At 60.1% G+C, this 16,615-nt stretch carries 16 protein-coding genes; 3 read left to right on the forward strand and 13 right to left on the reverse strand.

All coding sequences use genetic code 11. The annotated features are described in order from the left end of the window. Nucleotides 1–130: 130 nt before the first annotated feature. The 5 genes from ACOYXH_RS09165 to ribBA all read right to left on the reverse strand — a co-directional run bounded on the left by ACOYXH_RS09165 (nt 131) and on the right by ribBA (nt 5,644). Nucleotides 131–1,285 carry an ABC transporter ATP-binding protein gene (locus ACOYXH_RS09165; RefSeq protein ID WP_099758787.1) on the reverse strand — a complete coding sequence of 385 codons (1,155 nt, stop codon included), beginning with the start codon at nt 1,283–1,285 and terminating at the stop codon, nt 131–133. 17 nt (nt 1,286–1,302) lie between these two features. Continuing rightward, entirely contained in the window at nt 1,303–2,112 is an 810-nt protein-coding gene (locus ACOYXH_RS09170) for an ABC transporter permease (RefSeq protein ID WP_007918021.1), read from the reverse strand. A gap of 6 nt (nt 2,113–2,118) precedes the next feature. After that, nucleotides 2,119–3,066 carry an ABC transporter permease gene (locus tag ACOYXH_RS09175; RefSeq protein ID WP_414926168.1) on the reverse strand — a complete coding sequence of 316 codons (948 nt, stop codon included), beginning with the start codon at nt 3,064–3,066 and terminating at the stop codon, nt 2,119–2,121. After that, on the reverse strand, nt 3,063–4,088 hold the full coding sequence (locus ACOYXH_RS09180) for an ABC transporter substrate-binding protein (protein ID WP_095050093.1): 1,026 nt from the start codon (nt 4,086–4,088) through the stop codon (nt 3,063–3,065). Before ACOYXH_RS09180 ends, ACOYXH_RS09175 begins: the two co-directional genes overlap by 4 nt. A 446-nt stretch (nt 4,089–4,534) precedes the next feature. Then, nucleotides 4,535–5,644, reverse strand: coding sequence for a bifunctional 3,4-dihydroxy-2-butanone-4-phosphate synthase/GTP cyclohydrolase II (gene ribBA / locus ACOYXH_RS09185; protein WP_095050094.1), 1,110 nt, complete (start codon nt 5,642–5,644; stop codon nt 4,535–4,537). Between the two features lie 68 nt (nt 5,645–5,712). Between ribBA and ACOYXH_RS09190 the strand changes: the two genes are divergently transcribed. Further along, nucleotides 5,713–6,009 (forward strand): DUF1330 domain-containing protein, encoded by a 297-nt coding sequence (locus tag ACOYXH_RS09190; protein ID WP_095050095.1) that lies wholly within the window; start codon nt 5,713–5,715, stop codon nt 6,007–6,009. Nucleotides 6,010–6,170: 161 nt separating this feature from the next. Here the strand turns inward: ACOYXH_RS09190 and ACOYXH_RS09195 are convergent, their stop codons facing one another. The 7 genes from ACOYXH_RS09195 to ACOYXH_RS09225 all read right to left on the reverse strand — a co-directional run bounded on the left by ACOYXH_RS09195 (nt 6,171) and on the right by ACOYXH_RS09225 (nt 11,499). After that, entirely contained in the window at nt 6,171–6,734 is a 564-nt protein-coding gene (locus tag ACOYXH_RS09195; protein ID WP_095050096.1) for an NUDIX hydrolase, read from the reverse strand. A 1-nt stretch (nt 6,735) separates the two neighbouring features. Further along, complete coding sequence (locus tag ACOYXH_RS09200; RefSeq protein WP_116256671.1) at nt 6,736–7,488, reverse strand: GntR family transcriptional regulator; 753 nt, start codon at nt 7,486–7,488, stop codon at nt 6,736–6,738. A gap of 58 nt (nt 7,489–7,546) precedes the next feature. Further along, on the reverse strand, nt 7,547–7,936 hold the full coding sequence (locus ACOYXH_RS09205; RefSeq protein ID WP_095125671.1) for a carboxymuconolactone decarboxylase family protein: 390 nt from the start codon (nt 7,934–7,936) through the stop codon (nt 7,547–7,549). 131 nt (nt 7,937–8,067) lie between these two features. After that, nucleotides 8,068–8,553 (reverse strand): flavin reductase family protein, encoded by a 486-nt coding sequence (locus ACOYXH_RS09210; protein WP_095125670.1) that lies wholly within the window; start codon nt 8,551–8,553, stop codon nt 8,068–8,070. A gap of 12 nt (nt 8,554–8,565) precedes the next feature. Next, nucleotides 8,566–10,047 carry an aldehyde dehydrogenase gene (locus tag ACOYXH_RS09215; RefSeq protein ID WP_460410546.1) on the reverse strand — a complete coding sequence of 494 codons (1,482 nt, stop codon included), beginning with the start codon at nt 10,045–10,047 and terminating at the stop codon, nt 8,566–8,568. After that, nucleotides 10,044–10,877 carry an alpha/beta fold hydrolase gene (locus ACOYXH_RS09220; RefSeq protein ID WP_095050100.1) on the reverse strand — a complete coding sequence of 278 codons (834 nt, stop codon included), beginning with the start codon at nt 10,875–10,877 and terminating at the stop codon, nt 10,044–10,046. The genes ACOYXH_RS09215 and ACOYXH_RS09220 overlap by 4 nt, the downstream gene beginning before the upstream one ends. Before the next feature lie 31 nt (nt 10,878–10,908). Next, on the reverse strand, nt 10,909–11,499 hold the full coding sequence (locus tag ACOYXH_RS09225; protein ID WP_007917992.1) for an amino acid synthesis family protein: 591 nt from the start codon (nt 11,497–11,499) through the stop codon (nt 10,909–10,911). A gap of 439 nt (nt 11,500–11,938) precedes the next feature. Between ACOYXH_RS09225 and ACOYXH_RS09230 the strand changes: the two genes are divergently transcribed. Together ACOYXH_RS09230 and ACOYXH_RS09235 are read left to right on the forward strand one after the other, a co-directional pair. Next, entirely contained in the window at nt 11,939–12,982 is a 1,044-nt protein-coding gene (locus tag ACOYXH_RS09230) for a WD40/YVTN/BNR-like repeat-containing protein (protein WP_460410547.1), read from the forward strand. Beyond that, nucleotides 12,979–15,363: an efflux RND transporter permease subunit gene (locus tag ACOYXH_RS09235; RefSeq protein ID WP_095050102.1), complete on the forward strand. Its 2,385-nt coding sequence runs from the start codon at nt 12,979–12,981 to the stop codon at nt 15,361–15,363. The genes ACOYXH_RS09230 and ACOYXH_RS09235 overlap by 4 nt, the downstream gene beginning before the upstream one ends. A 364-nt stretch (nt 15,364–15,727) precedes the next feature. On the opposite strand, the gene ACOYXH_RS09240 is transcribed toward ACOYXH_RS09235, so the two are convergent. Beyond that, nucleotides 15,728–16,447 carry a FadR/GntR family transcriptional regulator gene (locus ACOYXH_RS09240; protein WP_064392969.1) on the reverse strand — a complete coding sequence of 240 codons (720 nt, stop codon included), beginning with the start codon at nt 16,445–16,447 and terminating at the stop codon, nt 15,728–15,730. Nucleotides 16,448–16,615 lie beyond the last annotated feature (168 nt).

Consider the following 16,615-nt stretch of genomic DNA (forward strand, 5'->3'; position numbering starts at 1 on the left):
GAGGTACGCCGACGTGGGATACCGAGTCGAACTCGGGTTTTGAACAACACGAAGATCGGCTCCCTTTCCCCCTCGCCCCCCTGGGGGAGAGGGCTGGGGTGAGGGGGTAAATCTCACAGACAACACGCTATCAGTGAGAACCCGCAGCTTTGTTCAGGTCGCTGTCGGTCCATTCGGTGTAGACGCAGGCGTCAGCGGTGGCCCAGCGTACTTGAACCGGGTCGCCAGCCTTGAGCGGCATGCCGGCGGCTGACAGTGCTTTCACCGTCATCGAAGTCCCGCCCGAGGTGACCACGCTGCAGGTCTGGCTCTCACCGAGAAACAGCACTTCCACAACCTTCGCTGAAACCTCATTCCAACCCGAAGGCAACGGCTCGCTAATCGCCTGCGCCACGCTCAACGCCAGTGCCTTTTCCGGCCGCACCATCAGCAAAACATCCTGATCGGTGTGCAACCCGGCGGTCAGTCGAATCGACAATGACTGTCCTTCAAACGAAGCCGCCGCATTGCCCTGCGCCTTAAGCTTGAGGAAGTTCGAATTGCCCAGGAACGACGCCACAAACGCATTAGGCGGGTTCTGATAAAGGTCATAACCGCTGCCCAATCCAACAATCTTGCCATGACTGAAAATCGCAATGCGCTGCGACAAACGCATGGCTTCTTCCTGGTCGTGGGTCACGTAAACAATGGTAATGCCCAGGCGACGATGCAGTTGGCGCAGTTCATCCTGCAGATCTTCACGCAGCTTTTTATCCAGCGCACCGAGCGGTTCATCCATCAGCAGGATGCGTGGTTCGTAAACTAGCGCCCGGGCAATGGCGACACGTTGCTGCTGGCCGCCAGACAGTTGCGAAGGGCGGCGATGCGCGAACTGTTCCAACTGCACCAGTTTCAGCATTGCATCGACACGCTTGTCGCGCTCGGCGGCGGCCAGTTTGCGGATCGCCAAAGGAAACGCGATGTTGTCGCGCACCGACAGATGCGGGAACAGCGAATAACGCTGGAACACCATACCGATGTCACGCTTGTGCGGCGGCACATTCACCAGCGACTGACCGTTGACGAGGATCTCGCCACTGCTCGGCGTTTCAAACCCGGCGAGCATCGACAGCGTGGTGCTTTTGCCCGAGCCGCTGGAGCCGAGGAAGGTGAGGAATTCACCGTCCTTGATGTCCAGCGAGATGTTGTCGACGGCAGCAAAGTCGCCGTAATGCTTGTTCAGGTTGCGCAGACTGACCAGGGGTTTGTCATTCTGCTGGGAAGCGTCTTTGATCACGGCACTCATGTCGTACTCCTGGGCGCTCAGGCGCTGATTTCGTTGCGCCGGCGCAGCGCGGCGGCGATGACCATGACCAAAACAGACAAGCCGATCAGCAGCGTCGAAGCGACGGCGATCACTGGCGTCAGGTCCTGGCGCAGGGTGGTCCACATTTTTACGGGAAGGGTTTGCAGGGTCGGGCTGGCCATCATCACGCTGAGCACCACTTCGTCCCACGACACGAGGAAGGCGAAGAGGGCGCCGGCGACCATGCCCGGACGAATCGCCGGGAATGTCACTTTGAACACCGCTTGCAGGCGTGAAGCACCGCAAATCACCGCCGCGTCTTCAATCGACTGATCGAACAGTTTCAGCGAGTTGATGATCGAGATGATGGTAAACGGCAGCGCGACGATCACATGGCTGACGACGAACGCGAACATCGTCCCGGTGTAACCGAGCTTGAGGAACAGTGCGTACACCGCCACGGCGATGATCACCAGTGGCACGATCATCGGCAGGGTGAACAGACCGTAGAGCATTTCCCGACCGGGAAAACGCCCGCGCACCAGCGCAAACGCAGTCGGCAAACCGAGGGCTACGGCGCAGATCGTGGTCAGCACGGCGACCTTGAGGCTGGCCGCTGCGGCGTTCATCCAGTCGGGGTTGGAGAAGAACTGGCCGTACCATTTCAGCGTCCAGCCCGGTGGCGGAAACACCAGCCATTGCGAGGAACCGAACGACAGCAGCACGATGAAGACGATCGGCAACAGCAGGAACAGACCGATCAGCCCGGTGGTGGCGTAGAGGCCGAAGCGCATGCGCCGGCTCATCGCATTGGGGGTCAGGAGCATGTCGGCTTACCTCGCGTTACTGGCGCCAACCGGGGATTCCGGCTGAAGCTTCAGGTAGAAGTAGAACAGCACCAAAGTGATCGCGATCAGCAACGCAGCGCCGGCACTGGCCAGGCCCCAGTTGAGGAACGATTGCACCTGCTGAATGATGAACTCCGGCAGCATCATGTTCTGCGCCCCGCCGAGCAGTGCCGGGGTGACGTAGTAACCGAGCGACATGACGAACACCATCAAGCCACCGGAGGCCAGACCCGGCCGACACAGCGGCAGGAACACCCGGAAGAAGTTGGTCCACGGACTGGCTCCGCAAATCGAGCCGGCCTGCAGAATCATCGGGTCGATGGCCTGCATGGTTGCCTGCAACGGCAGCACGATGAACGGGATCATGATGTAGCTCATGCCGATCACTACGCCGGTGAGGTTGTGCACCATTTCCAGCGGCTGATCAATGATGCCCATCGCCATCAGAGCCTTGTTGATCACGCCCGACGCTTGTAGCAGCACCAGCCACGAATAGGTGCGGGCGAGCAGGCTGGTCCACATCGACAGCAGCACGATGTTGAGGATCCAGCGCCCCCAGCCGCGTGGCACCAAGGTGATCGCCCAGGCCAGTGGAAAGCCCAGCAGCAAGCTGAACAGCGTCACCAGCCCGGCCACCGAGAAGGTGTTGAGCAGCACTCGGGCGTAAGCCGAGTTGGCGAACAGTTGTTCATAGTTGCCAAGGCCTGGCGTCGGTTCAAGCACGCCGCGCAACAGCAGACCAATCAACGGCGCGAGGAAAAACAGGCCGATGAACAGCAGCGCTGGGGCGAGGTTGCCGGCGCCGCGCCAGCGTTGTCTGAGGGACGGGGCTTGCTGCATCGCAACCGCCTGGGTTCCGTGGGCCGAACCGGCAGCGCCGGTGGCGCCCCCGGTGGCAGTGGAGGGACGGGACGCGGTGGCCGCCATTTTCATTTGACCAGCCATTCGTTCCACCGTGTCGCGATGGCCTGGCCGTTTTTGGCCCAGTACGCGAAATCTAGAGTGATCTGATCCTTAGCGTAGGCAGTCGGCAGGTTGGGGGCCAGCGTCGAATCCAGACGCTCCACACTGTCGAGGTTGACCGGGGCGTAGGCGGTCAGGTTGGAGAAGTCGGCCTGGCCCTTGGCGCTGCTGGCGGCGGCCAGGAACTTCATCGCCGCGTCCTTGTTTTTCGAGCCTTTTGGAATCACCAGAATGTCGGCCATGACCAGGTTCTGTTTCCAGCTCACACCGACCGGTGCGCCGTCTTCTTGCAGGGCGTGAATGCGACCGTTCCAGAACTGGCCCATGCTCGCTTCACCGGAGGCCAGCAGTTGCTGCGACTGCGCGCCGCCGCCCCACCAGACGATGTCTTTCTTGATGGTGTCGAGTTTCTTGAAGGCGCGATCGAGGTCGAGCGGGTAAAGCTTGTCGGCAGGCACGCCGTCGGCCAGCAGCGCCAGTTCGAGTACGCCAGGGCTTGGCCATTTGTACAGGGCGCGTTTGCCCGGGTAGGTCTTGGTGTCGAACAGGGCGCTCCAGTCCTGTGGCTTGTTGGCGCCGAGTTTGCCCTCGTTGTAGCCGAGGACGAAGGAGAAGAAGAACGAGCCGACGCCGTGATCGCTGACGAAACGCGGGTCGATCTTGTCGCGCTGGATGACTTTGAAATCGAGGGGTTCGAGCAGGCCTTCAGCGGCGGCACGCAGGGCGAAGTCGGCTTCGACATCGACCACGTCCCACTGCACGTTGCCGCTCTCGACCATGGCTTTGAGTTTGCCGTAGTCGGTCGGGCCGTCCTGCACGACGGTGATGCCGCTGGCCTTGCTGAACGGATCGGCCCAGGCCTGTTTCTGCGCATCCTGGGTGCTTCCGCCCCAGCTGACGAAGTTCACGCTCTCGGCAGCCATTGCAGCCTGACCGGTGACGCTGAGCAGTCCCGCGAAAAAGATCGCGGTTGCAGCTTTGTTCAACACCATTTTTACGCCCTCATTGTTGTGTTTTTGAGCGGGCTTGCGTTGTTGCCCGCCTGTCGGGAGCAGTAGATGGACCTTCGTTGGAATGTCCGGTCTATGGAATATCATATTATGGTATTCCAAACTTTGTGCAAGCACTTTGCCTTACCAGTTATCTGGAGGCTGATGGTTTTTCACTTGAGAGATGTGTAGAAATTTTAGATCCAGCCCCTCATCGGAACGCCGCCCGCCCAGCCCTCTCCCAATGGGAGAGGGGGAAAGGGAGCAGATCTTCATGTCGTTCAAAACCGCGCTCGACTCGGCATTGGAAAGGGAGCCGATCTTTGTGCTGTTCAAAATCTGAGTTCGACACGGTATTTCAGGTCGGCGTATAGCGACTAAACACCTCGGTCAGCTCCCTCTCCCTACGGGCGGTCCGACGTTTCGGGAGGGCTGGGGTGAGGGCAGCTTCATTCAGTGAACGGAATACTCTCGACCACTTCCAGGTCATACCCGGTCAACCCGGCGTATTTCAGAGGAGGGCCCAGGTGACGCAGCTTGCCAACCCCAAGATTCTGCAAAATCTGCGCCCCAGTCCCGACCTCCGAATAAATCCGCGATTGCGAACGGCTGAACTGCCGTGGCGGCTGAGTCAATTGCGGCACCCGCTCCAGCAGCGCCTGCGACGACTCATGATTGGCCAACACCACCACAACCCCGTGCCCCTCAGCCGCCACCCGTTGCAACGCCGCCCACAGCGTCCAGTTCGTTGGCCCGCTGTACTCGGCACCGACCAGATCACGCAGTGGATCGATCACATGCACGCGCACCAGCGTCGGTTCTTCACGGCGCAGATCGCCCATGACCATCGCCATGTGCACGCCGCCCTCGATGCGATCCTCAAAGGTGATCAAGCGAAACGTGCCATGCACCGTCGGCAGCTCCCGTTCGCCGATGCGTTCAATGGTGTGTTCGGTGCTCAGGCGATAGTGGATCAGGTCGGCGATGGTGCCGATCTTGATCCCGTGCTTGCGCGCAAACACTTCCAGATCCGGGCGACGGGCCATGGTGCCGTCGTCGTTCATCACCTCGACGATCACCGAGGCCGGCGTAAAACCGGCCAGACGTGCCAGGTCGCAACCGGCCTCGGTGTGGCCGGCGCGGGTCAGCACGCCACCTTCCTTGGCGCGCAACGGAAAGATATGGCCCGGCTGCACCAGGTCTTCAGCGCGGGCATTCGGCGCGACGGCGGCGGCCACGGTGCAAGCGCGATCTGCTGCGGAGATGCCGGTGGTCACGCCCACCGCTGCTTCAATCGATACGGTAAACGCGGTGCTGAACACGCTGCCATTGGCCGGGACCATTTGCTCCAGGCCCAAACGCTGGCAATGTTCGTCAGTCAGGGTCAGGCAGATCAGCCCGCGCGCTTCACGGGCCATGAAGCTGATCGCCTCGGGCGTGCAACGGTCGGCGGCCAGCAGCAGGTCGCCCTCGTTCTCGCGATCTTCGTCATCGACCAGCAGGACCATTTTGCCGAGACGATAATCTTCGATGATTTCTTCGATGCTGTTGAAGGCCATGCTGGACTCTCAGGGTTCGTTGGAAATATATTGGTATACCATAATACAAAATCAACAATGAGGTCACTATGAAGGCGTACTGGATTGCTCATGTGGATATAGCCGATGCCGATCATTACAGCCAATACACCCAGCGCGCGCCGGTGGCGTTTGCTGAGTTTGGTGCGAAATTTCTGGCGAGGGGCGGGCGCAGCGAAGCGATGGAAGGACGCGAGACGCCGCAGCGCAGCGTGGTGATCGAATTCGAAAGCTACGAAAAAGCCGTGGCGTGCTACCACTCGGCGGCGTATCAGGAAGCGAAAAGTTATCGCGAGGAATGGGCGAAGGCGGAAATCATCATCGTCGAAGGCATCGCCCCACTCTGAAGCCTAGGGTATTGATCGTTCCCACGCTCCGCGTGGGAACGCAGCCCCCTTTCAAAGCCGAACGCGGAGCGTCCGAAGAGGCATTCCCACGCGGAGCGTGGGAACGATCAGAACGACCGCATTCGCGAGCAGGCTCGCTCCCACAGGGGTATAGGTGGTGATCAGCGGATGAAGTGAATCTTGCCGCTATCGTCATTGCCCATGTAGATCCCATACACCCCAGCCTGGCGTTCTTCGATATAGCGCTCGAGAATCTGCCGGATCGCCGGGTAATAGATCTGCTCCCACGGAATGTCTTCAGGCGCGAAGAACTTGTAATCGAGGGTTTCCGGCCCGTACTGCCCGGTGATCTCCAGTGCGATCGCACGGAAGATGATGTACACCTCGCTGATCTTCGGCACGCTGAAAATCGAGTACGGCGAGACGATTTCCGCGCGCACACCGCTTTCTTCCCAGACCTCGCGGATGGCCGCTTGCTCGGTGGTCTCGCCGCTTTCCATGAACCCGGCGGGCAGCGTCCAGGTGCCCGGGCGCGGTGGGATCGCGCGTTGGCACAACAGGTATTTGCCGTCCTGCTCAATGATGCAGCCAGCAATGATCTTCGGATTGACGTAGTGAATGTAGCCGCAGCCGCGGCACATCAGGCGCTCGTGCGTATCGCCCGGCGGCACCTGCTGACCGAGGTCAGGGCCACCGCATTTCGGGCAATAGCTCGGGCTGAACATATCAGTGACCTATACGGGGTTCTTTCAGCGCGATGGGCAGGGTGATGTTCGGCGTGGCGCCGGTCTCTTCCTGTTTGCGCTTAAGGTAATCTAGCGCCACCGCAGCAGCGGCGCGAACGTGATCGACGCAGGCCTGATGCGCCGCCAGCGGATCGCCGCTCTTGATCGCCTCGACCATTTTTTCCATTTCGTGGTTACTCGCGCCGCGACGGTTTTCCTGGGACACCGAGGTCGCGCGCAGGTAGCTGATGCGCGCCTGCAACTGGCGCAGTTGAGTCGCCGCCACATGGTTGCCCGAACCTTCGAGCAGCACGTCGTAGAAACCCTGCACCGAGTCGATCACTTGCTGCAACTCGCCGTCCTTCAACGCCTTGCGGTTGTCGTCGAGGGCTTTTTCCAGGGCTTTGATGTCCTTGGCTTTGGCGCGCAGGGTGAACAACTGCACGATCAGTCCTTCAAGTACGCAGCGCAACTCGTAGATATCGACCGCATCGGCGAGGGTGATGATCGCCACGCGCGGGCCTTTGGCATCGGCGAACTCGACCAGACCTTCGGATTCCAGGTGACGCAAGGCTTCACGCACCGACGTACGGCTTACACCGAGGCGATCGCACAGATCGCGCTCGACCAGACGATCGCCGGGCATGAGCTGGAAATTCATGATCGCGCTACGCAGTTTATCCAGCACGATTTCGCGCAGGGTAACGGGGTTGCGATTGACCTTGAAGCTGTCGTCGAGTGGCTGGCGTTTCATGGGGTCCGCTCATTCGGTTGGCTGTCCATGCCAGACGGGCATCTAAACAGCCGAGGGGTTAACTGGAGGCCTCGGCGTCGGCTTCGGCAAAGGCTTCACGGGCCAGCCGGAAACTGTCCACGGCTGCCGGAACGCCGCAATAAATGCCGACCTGAAGCAGAATTTCGCGTATTTGCTCACGACTCAGGCCGTTACGCAAGGCGCCGCGCACATGCAGCTTGAGTTCATGCGGACGGTTGAGCGCCGAGATCATCGCCAGGTTGATCATGCTGCGCTCCTTGAGCGACAAACCCTCACGCCCCCAGACATGGCCCCAGCAGTATTCGGTGACCATTTCCTGCAGCGGACGGGTGAAGTCGTCGGCGTTGTCGATTGAACGCTGAACGTAGGCTTCGCCGAGCACCTGAGTGCGGATCTTCAGACCTTTTTCGTACTTTTCGTTATTCATATTCTTTGCCTCACCTCAGTCCCTGTGGGAGCTGGCTTGCCAGCGATAGCGGACTATCAGCCAACATCAATGTTGAATGTTAAGCCCTCATCGCTGGCAAGCCAGCTCCCACAGGGTTTTGCATTGTCGCTTCAGGCCAGGGTCGGCAGGGGGCCGAGCTTGCCTTTGTGGTAGATCATCGGCGTCACCGGTTGCGCCGGCAGGATCAGGTTCTTCACCGCGCCAACGATAATCGCGTGATCACCGCCGTCATATTCACGCCACAACTCGCACTCGATGATCGCGGTGGCTTTAGCGAGAATCGGGTTACCCAATTCGCTCAAATGCCACGCGATGTCCTTGGCCTTGTCCTTGCCTTTACTGGCGAACGCATAGGCCTCAGCCGTCTGGTCGGCGGACAGCAAATGGATCGCAAATTTCTTGCTGTCACGCAGCACCGGGTAGGTGTCGGAAGCATAGTTGGGGCAGAACAGCACCAGTGCCGGGTCAATCGACAGCGCACTGAAGGCGCTGGCGGTGATGCCGACGATGCCGCCATCCGGGTCGAGGGTGGTGACCACCGTGACGCCGGACGGGAACGAGCTCATGACGTCTTTGTAAATGCCGGGTTCGATCATTTCGCAGGACTCCTAGCGCATCACAAACGGATCAGGCATTGGCGCCTGGGAAAGGTTGATCCACACCGTTTTCAGTTCGGTGTAGGCCAGCACCGAATCGATGCCGCTTTCGCGTCCATAGCCACTGTTCTTGAAGCCGCCGATCGGCGCCATCGCTGACACCGCGCGGTAGGTGTTGACCCAGATAATTCCAGAGCGCACATCGCGCGCCAAGCGATGGGCGCGACCGAGATCGCGGGTCCAGATGCCGGCGGCGAGGCCGAACTGCGAGTCGTTGGCGATCGCCAGTGCTTCGGCTTCATCTTTAAAGCGGATCACCGACGCCACCGGGCCGAAGACTTCTTCCTGCATGATCTTCATCGAATTGCGGTCGCATTCGAACAGCGTCGGCTCGTAGTACCAGCCTTCGCCGAGATCGGTCGGACGCTTGCCGCCAGTGCGCAAACGCGCGCCTTCAGCGATGGCGTCGGCGACCAGACCTTCGACCACCGCCAGTTGCTGCGCGGTGGCCATCGGGCCCATTTCACTGTGGCCTTCCTGCGGGTTGCCGATGCGAATGCGCTGGGCGCGTTCGACCAGTCGGCTGACGAATTCGTCGTAGATCTCGTCCTGCACCAACAGCCGCGAACCCGACACGCAGCTCTGCCCGGAGGCCGCGTAGATCCCGGCGATCGCGCCGTTGATCGCGCTGTCCAGATCGGCGTCGGCGAAGATGATGTTCGGCGACTTGCCGCCCAGTTCCAGCGACAGCTTGGCGAAGTTCTCGGCGCTGCTGCGCACCACATGCCGCGCTGTCGCCGCGCCGCCGGTGAAGGCAATCTTGCGGATCAGCGGATGGCGGGTGAGGGCGGCGCCAGTGCTCGGGCCGTAACCGGTGACGACGTTGACCACGCCCGGCGGAATGCCGGCTTCGAGGGCCAGTCGCGCCAGTTCAAGAATGGTTGCGGACGCGTGCTCGGAAGGCTTGATCACAATCGTGTTGCCAGCGGCGAGGGCCGGGGCGAGTTTGATTGCGGTCAGGTACAGCGGGCTGTTCCACGGAATGATCGCGGCGACCACGCCCATTGCTTCGTGCACGGTGTAGGCGAACAGGTCGGGCTTATCCAGCGGCAGCGTGCCGCCTTCGAGCTTGTCGGCCAGGCCGGCGGTGTAGTGGAAAAACTCCGGCAGATAGCTGACCTGGCCACGGGTTTCGCGGATCAGTTTGCCGTTGTCGCGGCTTTCCAGTTGCGCCAGTTGTTCTTTATTTTCGGCGATCAAGTCGCCGAGACGGCGCAGCAATTTGCCGCGTGCGGTGGCAGTCAGGCCGTGCCATGCCGGGCTGTCGAAAGCGGTCTGTGCCGATTGCACGGCGCGTTCGACGTCCGCCTCATCAGCGTCGGGCAACTCCGCCCAGGCTTGCGCCGTGGCCGGGTTGAGGCTTTCGAAGGTCTTGCCGGAGAGGGCGTCGACCCATTCTCCGCCGATGCACATCTGGAAGCGTGCGAGTGTCATGCAACGATCCCCTTTATATGGTTTTGTCGGGAGTGTGCGAATTCGAGAAATTCCAGCAGCGTCTGGTTGACCAAGCGCGGCGACTCTACCGGCATCATATGCCGTTGCTCAGGCAGCACGGCAACCTTCGCACCGGGGATGCGTCGGGCCAGTTGCTCGGCCATTTCCGGGGTCGAACCCGGATCGAGTTCGCCAGTGGCAATCAGCGTCGGCGCCTGAATGCTGCCCAGGTCGTCGGCGCGGTACATGTCTTGGGTAGCGAACAATTCATAAGTGGTCAGGTAACCCTGCGGATCATTACCGGCCAGGGTCTGGCGGATCGCAGCGATCTGCGCCGGGTTGGCCGCTTGATACTCGCGGCTGAACCAGCGCGACAACGCCGCTTCGGCATTGGCGTCCGGGCCATGTTCGGCGGCTTGCGCGGTACGGGCGATGACGCCGGCACGCTGTTCTTCGCTGCGGTTGAACACGCTGTTCAAGACCACCAGGCTTTGCAGGCGCTCCGGGTAATGCAGGGCAAAGGCCCGCGCGACCAGACCGCCCATGGAGAAACCGATCACCGCTGCCTGCGGCAGATTGAGGTGATCGAGCAGCTCCAGCAACTGATCGGCGTAACCGAGCAGGGCGGTGCCATTGGCGGGTCGCGGACTGGCGCCATGGCCGAGCATGTCGTAGGCGATCACCCGGTATTGGCTGGACAGACCGACGATCTGCCCGCCCCACATTTCTTTGTTCAGGCCCACGCCGTGGATCAAAACCACGGGCTGGCCTTGGCCGGTCGCCAGGTAACTGGTGCCAGCCGGGGTGAGTTCAGCGGTGAGCCGAATCATGGAGCGCTCCTGCAATGCCTTTTTATTGTGATTACTGGGCTTTTTCGGCGGCCAGTTCTTCCAGATCGATGTAGCGGTTACCGATGCGCGGGTGCAGGCGACCACCGTCGGCGCAACCCAGCACGACGACGATTTCGTCGGCGCGTGGCGCGTCTTCGATCTGCATTTCCAGGGTGATGTAGTGCGAACGCTGACCTTCGTCGTCCTTGTGCATCATCGGGATCTGGATCGAAGTGCCCGGGCCGCCGCGCTTGTTGGTAAAGCTCAGGTAGCTCTTGGCGTTGACCGCTTCGCGGTAGTGATTGCCAAAGCGCAGGGTGTGGATCACGGCGGAGGCGTGTTCGATCTCGCCATCAGCGCCGACCACAGCGGCTTTGCCGTAGGCCTCGATTTTTTCCGCACCGCCGATGATGCCGACCAGACGTTCAACCATCAGCGCGCCGAGGTCGGAGCAGTTGGCACGGATCTGCGGTTTGAGGTCTTCAACGAAACCGTTGCCCACCCATGGGTTTTTCATCACCACGGCGAGGCCAACCATGGTCACGGGTTTGTCAGTGGCTTTGCCGCCTTCGATAAAAGTTTCTTCGACATAGCTGACGATCTTGCGAATTTCGAAACTCATGAGCTGCTCCGTTGGGGGATTAAGAGTGTCTGTGCGTCTGATGGTATACCATAATACCGATCGTGCAAGTCCCTCCGGTAACTTTTGCCGCATCACCCCGGCGAATGGTCATGTATTCAAATCCCAAAGCCCCCACAACTCCCTGTAGGAGTGAGCCTGCTCGCGATAGCGGTGTGTCATCTGAGCAATTGCTAACTGATACACCGCTATCGCGAGCAGGCTCACTCCTACAGGGGGGAATCCGTCGGCAATGCGGTTAACAAAAGATAACGTGGCGCCGATTGTCAGACGTTTCGAAAGCCCGATAGGATGAGCCAGCTTCCGAAGTGGCTCTGGATTGCGGGTTTCAGGACTATGCTTCTGACCAGCCATCAGCGGAGCACACTTGCGGCGCCCTTGAAGGCCAGATGGCCTAACAATAATAAAGAGGGGAAGGTCTATGAGTCGTTGCCGCCCGCCGGCGTTACGCAACACCGCGTTGCTGGCCACAGCACTCTCCATGCTGGGCTTGGCCACGTTATCGGCACCGGTGATTGCCGCCGAGGCCCCGGCTGACGTGGTCTATGCCACCGAATCTACTAAAGCCGCGAAAAGCCTGATTCTCGATGTCGTCCACGCTGGTGCGCGCCTGGTCGCGGTCGGCGATCGCGGGCACATTCTTTATTCCGATGACCAGGGCAAAACCTGGAAGCAAGCCAAGGTGCCGAGCCGGCAACTGCTGACGGCTGTGTATTTTGTCGACGACAAACACGGCTGGGCGGTCGGCCATGACGCGCAAATCCTCGCCAGCGCAGACGGCGGTCTGACCTGGGCCAAGCAATTCGAAGACCTCAAACGTGAATCGCCGCTGCTCGACGTCTGGTTCAAGGACGTCAACAGCGGCCTCGCCGTGGGCGCGTACGGCGCGTTGATGGAAACCACCGACGGCGGTAAAAACTGGCAAGACGTCAGCGACCGCCTCGACAACGAAGACCAGTTCCACCTCAACGCCATCGCGGCGGTGAAGGATGCCGGGCTGTTCATCGTCGGCGAGTCGGGCAGCATGTTCCGCTCCGCCGATGACGGCCAGACCTGGGAAAAACTCGAAGGCCCGTACGAAGGTTCGCTGTTCGGCGTGATCGGCACGGCGCAACCGCAGACCCTGCTGGCGTACGGCTTGCGCGGCAACCTCTACCGCTCCACCGATTTCGGTAGCACCTGGGAGCAGGTCGAGCTGAAAGCTGCGCGCGGATCGCTGGAATTCGGCCTGTCCGGCGCGACCCTGCTTGAAGATGGCTCGATCGTGATCGTTGGCAACGGCGGTTCGGTGATCAGCAGCAGCGACAACGGCGAGACCTTCAGCGTGTTCAACCGTCCGGATCGTATTTCCCTGTCGTCGGTCACCGCTGCCGGCGACGGCAACCTGATTCTGAGCGGGCAGGGTGGCGTTCACACCACGCTGCCAAACGGTGCCGAGATCAATAATAAGAAGGCGGGGCTATGACTTCCTTGATCACTCCTCAGCAGGACAAGGCGACGTTTCTTGAGCGCCTGATCTTCAACAACCGTCCGGCAGTGATCCTTATCTGCCTGGTGGTGAGTATTTTCCTGTTCTGGCAGGCCACGCTGATCCGGCCGTCGACCAGTTTCGAAAAAATGATCCCGCTCAAGCATCCGTTCATCGAGAAGATGATGGAGCACCGCAACGATCTGGCGAACCTGGGCAACACTGTGCGCATTTCGGTGGAAGCCAAGGACGGCGACATCTTCTCCAAGGAGTACATGGAGACTCTGCGCCAGATCAACGACGAGGTGTTCTACATCTCCGGCGTCGACCGTTCTGGCCTGAAGTCGCTGTGGAGCCCGAGCGTACGCTGGACCGAAGTGACCGAAGAGGGTTTCGCCGGCGGTGAAGTGATCCCGCAGAGCTACAACGGCTCGCAAGACAGTCTCGATCTGCTGCGCAACAACGTGCTCAAGTCCGGTCAGGTCGGGCGTCTGGTGGCCAACGACTTCAAGTCGAGCATTGTCGACATCCCGCTGCTGGAGTCCTACCCGGACCCGGAAGACCAGGGCAAGTTGCTCGCGCTGGACTACCGCAAGTTCTCCCATGAACTCGAAGACAAGATCCGCAACAAGTTCGAAGCGCAGAATCCCAACGTCAAGATCCACATCGTCGGATTCGCCAAGAAGGTCGGCGACCTGATCGACGGTCTGGTGATGGTGGTGTTGTTCTTCGGTATCGCTTTCGTCATCACCCTGATTCTTCTGTTGTGGTTCACCAACTGCGTGCGCAGCACCATTGCGGTGTTGAGTACGACGCTGGTGGCGGTGGTCTGGCAGCTCGGCTTGATGCACTTCTTCGGTTTCGGACTTGATCCGTATTCGATGCTGGTGCCGTTCCTGATCTTCGCCATCGGTATTTCCCACGGCGTGCAGAAGATCAACGGTATCGCCCTGCAATCCAGCGAGGCCGACAACGCATTGACCGCTGCGCGGCGCACCTTCCGCCAACTGTTCCTGCCGGGGATGATCGCGATTCTTGCGGATGCGGTGGGCTTCATCACCCTGCTGATCATCGACATCGGCGTAATCCGTGAACTGGCCATCGGCGCGTCGATCGGCGTGGCGGTGATCGTGTTCACCAACCTGATCCTGCTGCCGGTCGCCATTTCCTATGTCGGTATCAGCAAGCGCGCGATTGCCAAGAGCAAGAAAGACGCGAACCGCGAACACCCGTTCTGGCGCCTGCTGTCGAACTTCGCCAACCCGAAAGTCGCACGTATTTCGGTGGTGCTGGCGCTGATCGCCTTCGGCGGCGGCCTCTGGTACAGCCAGAACCTGAAAATCGGCGACCTCGACCAGGGCGCGCCGGAACTGCGTCCGGACTCGCGCTACAACAAGGACAACAACTTCATCATCAACAACTACTCGACCAGTTCCGACGTGCTGGTGGTGATGGTCAAGACCAAGGCTGAAGGTTGCTCGCGTTATGAGGCCATGGCGCCGATCGATGAGCTGATGTGGAAGATGCAGAACACCGAGGGCGTGCAGTCGGCGATTTCGCTGGTGACCGTGTCCAAGCAGATGATCAAGGGCATGAACGAGGGCAACCTGAAATGGGAAACCCTGTCGCGCAACCCGGACGTGCTGAACAACTCGATTGCCCGCGCCGACGGTCTGTACAACAACAGTTGCTCGCTGGCGCCAGTGCTGGTGTTCCTCAACGATCACAAGGCTGAAACCCTCGATCGTGCGGTGCACGCGGTGCAGGAATTCGCCAAGGACAACAACAAGGACGGTCTGGAATTCATCCTCGCCGCCGGTAACGCCGGGATCGAAGCGGCCACCAACGAAGTCATCAAGCAGGCTGAGCTGACCATCCTGATTCTGGTGTACATCTGCGTGGCAGTGATGTGCATGATCACCTTCCGTTCGTGGGCGGCGACGCTGTGCATCGTCCTGCCGCTGGTGCTGACCTCGGTACTCGGCAACGCGCTGATGGCGTTCATGGGCATCGGCGTGAAAGTCGCGACCTTGCCGGTGGTGGCGCTGGGTGTGGGGATCGGTGTCGACTACGGCATCTACATCTACAGCCGTCTGGAGAGTTTCCTGCGTGCGGGGCTGCCGTTGCAGGAAGCCTATTACCAGACGCTGAAATCCACCGGTAAAGCCGTGCTGTTCACCGGTCTGTGCCTGGCGATCGGTGTGTGCACCTGGATCTTCTCGGCGATCAAGTTCCAGGCCGACATGGGCCTGATGCTGACCTTCATGCTGCTGTGGAACATGTTCGGGGCGCTGTGGCTGCTGCCGGCACTGGCGAAGTTCCTGATCAAGCCGGAGAAGCTGGCGGGGCAGAAGGGCAATTCGCTGTTTGCGCATTGATCTGAAAGGCTGAAACGACAAAGCCGCAACCTTAGGGTTGCGGCTTTTTTGTGTTTTAAGATCAAGAGCCCCCTCACCCTAACCCTCTCCCGGAGGGAGAGGGGACTGACCGAGGTGTGCGGCTTGATACATCGACCTGAAACACCGAGTTGATTATGGATTTAACGCAAATCATTCGACCTGAGATACCGAGTTGATTATGGATTTAAAGCAAATCATTCGACTTGAGATGCCAGTCGGTTATGGATTCACTACAAATCGTTCAAGTCGGCGTAAATCTCGAATATCCCCCGGTCGGTCCCCTCTACCTCTGGGCGGTCCGACGTTTCGGGAGGGCTAGGGTGAGGGCAAGCAGTCTCAAGCCTTAAGTGAGTTCAGCGCCAAGCACGACACTCAAAGCACTACGCGCATCATCCAGCTGCACCAACGTCGCATGCCGAGCCCCCAGCGCATCACGATTCTCGATCGCCGTCAAAATCGCCTTATGCCGTGGCAACGCCAATTCATGCAGATTCGGCCGCTGATTCGAATGCTTCAACGCCTCGGCAATCGCCACCGACAACATATTGCACAGATTCGCCAACAAGTCGTTGTGTGTCGCATCGGCAATCCGGCTATGGAAATCCAGATCCGGCTGCAACAACGCTTCCGGCGTCGGCGCCGCTTCCATGCGCTGATACGCCTCGCCAATCGCGGCAATATCAGCCTCGGTCGCATGTTGAGCAGCGAGGGCGGCAGCCGCCGGTTCGATGATGCTGCGCACACTGGTTAGCACATTGAAGAATTCATTCTGCGGGCTGCTTTGCATCAGCCAGTGCAGCACGTCCGGGTCGAGCATGTGCCATTCGCGCCGGGCCTTGACCACCGTGCCAACCCGAGGCTTGGAATACACCAGCCCCTTGGCCACCAGCACCCGCGTGGCTTCGCGTAACACCGGCCGGCTGACCGCGTACTCCTCGCAGAGCAGGGCTTCGGCGGGCAGTTTGTCGTCGGGCAAGAAGCGTCCGGAGACGATCTGCATGCCCAGTTCCTGGACGATGCGCGAATGCATGCTTTTGCGGTCGGAAGGTTTGCGGTAATCCATGGGGAGTGGCGCGATCCTGAGCGATGGAGATGCCGCGCATCATAGCAGGCACCAGACAATCTTGAGGCGGGTAATGATCGTTCCCACGCTCTGCGTGGGAATGCTGCCCGGGACGCTCTGCGTCCCATTTCAGAGCTGGAACGCGGAGCGTCCCTTGAGGCATTCCCA

This window comes from Pseudomonas sp. Mb7, assembly GCF_054790525.1.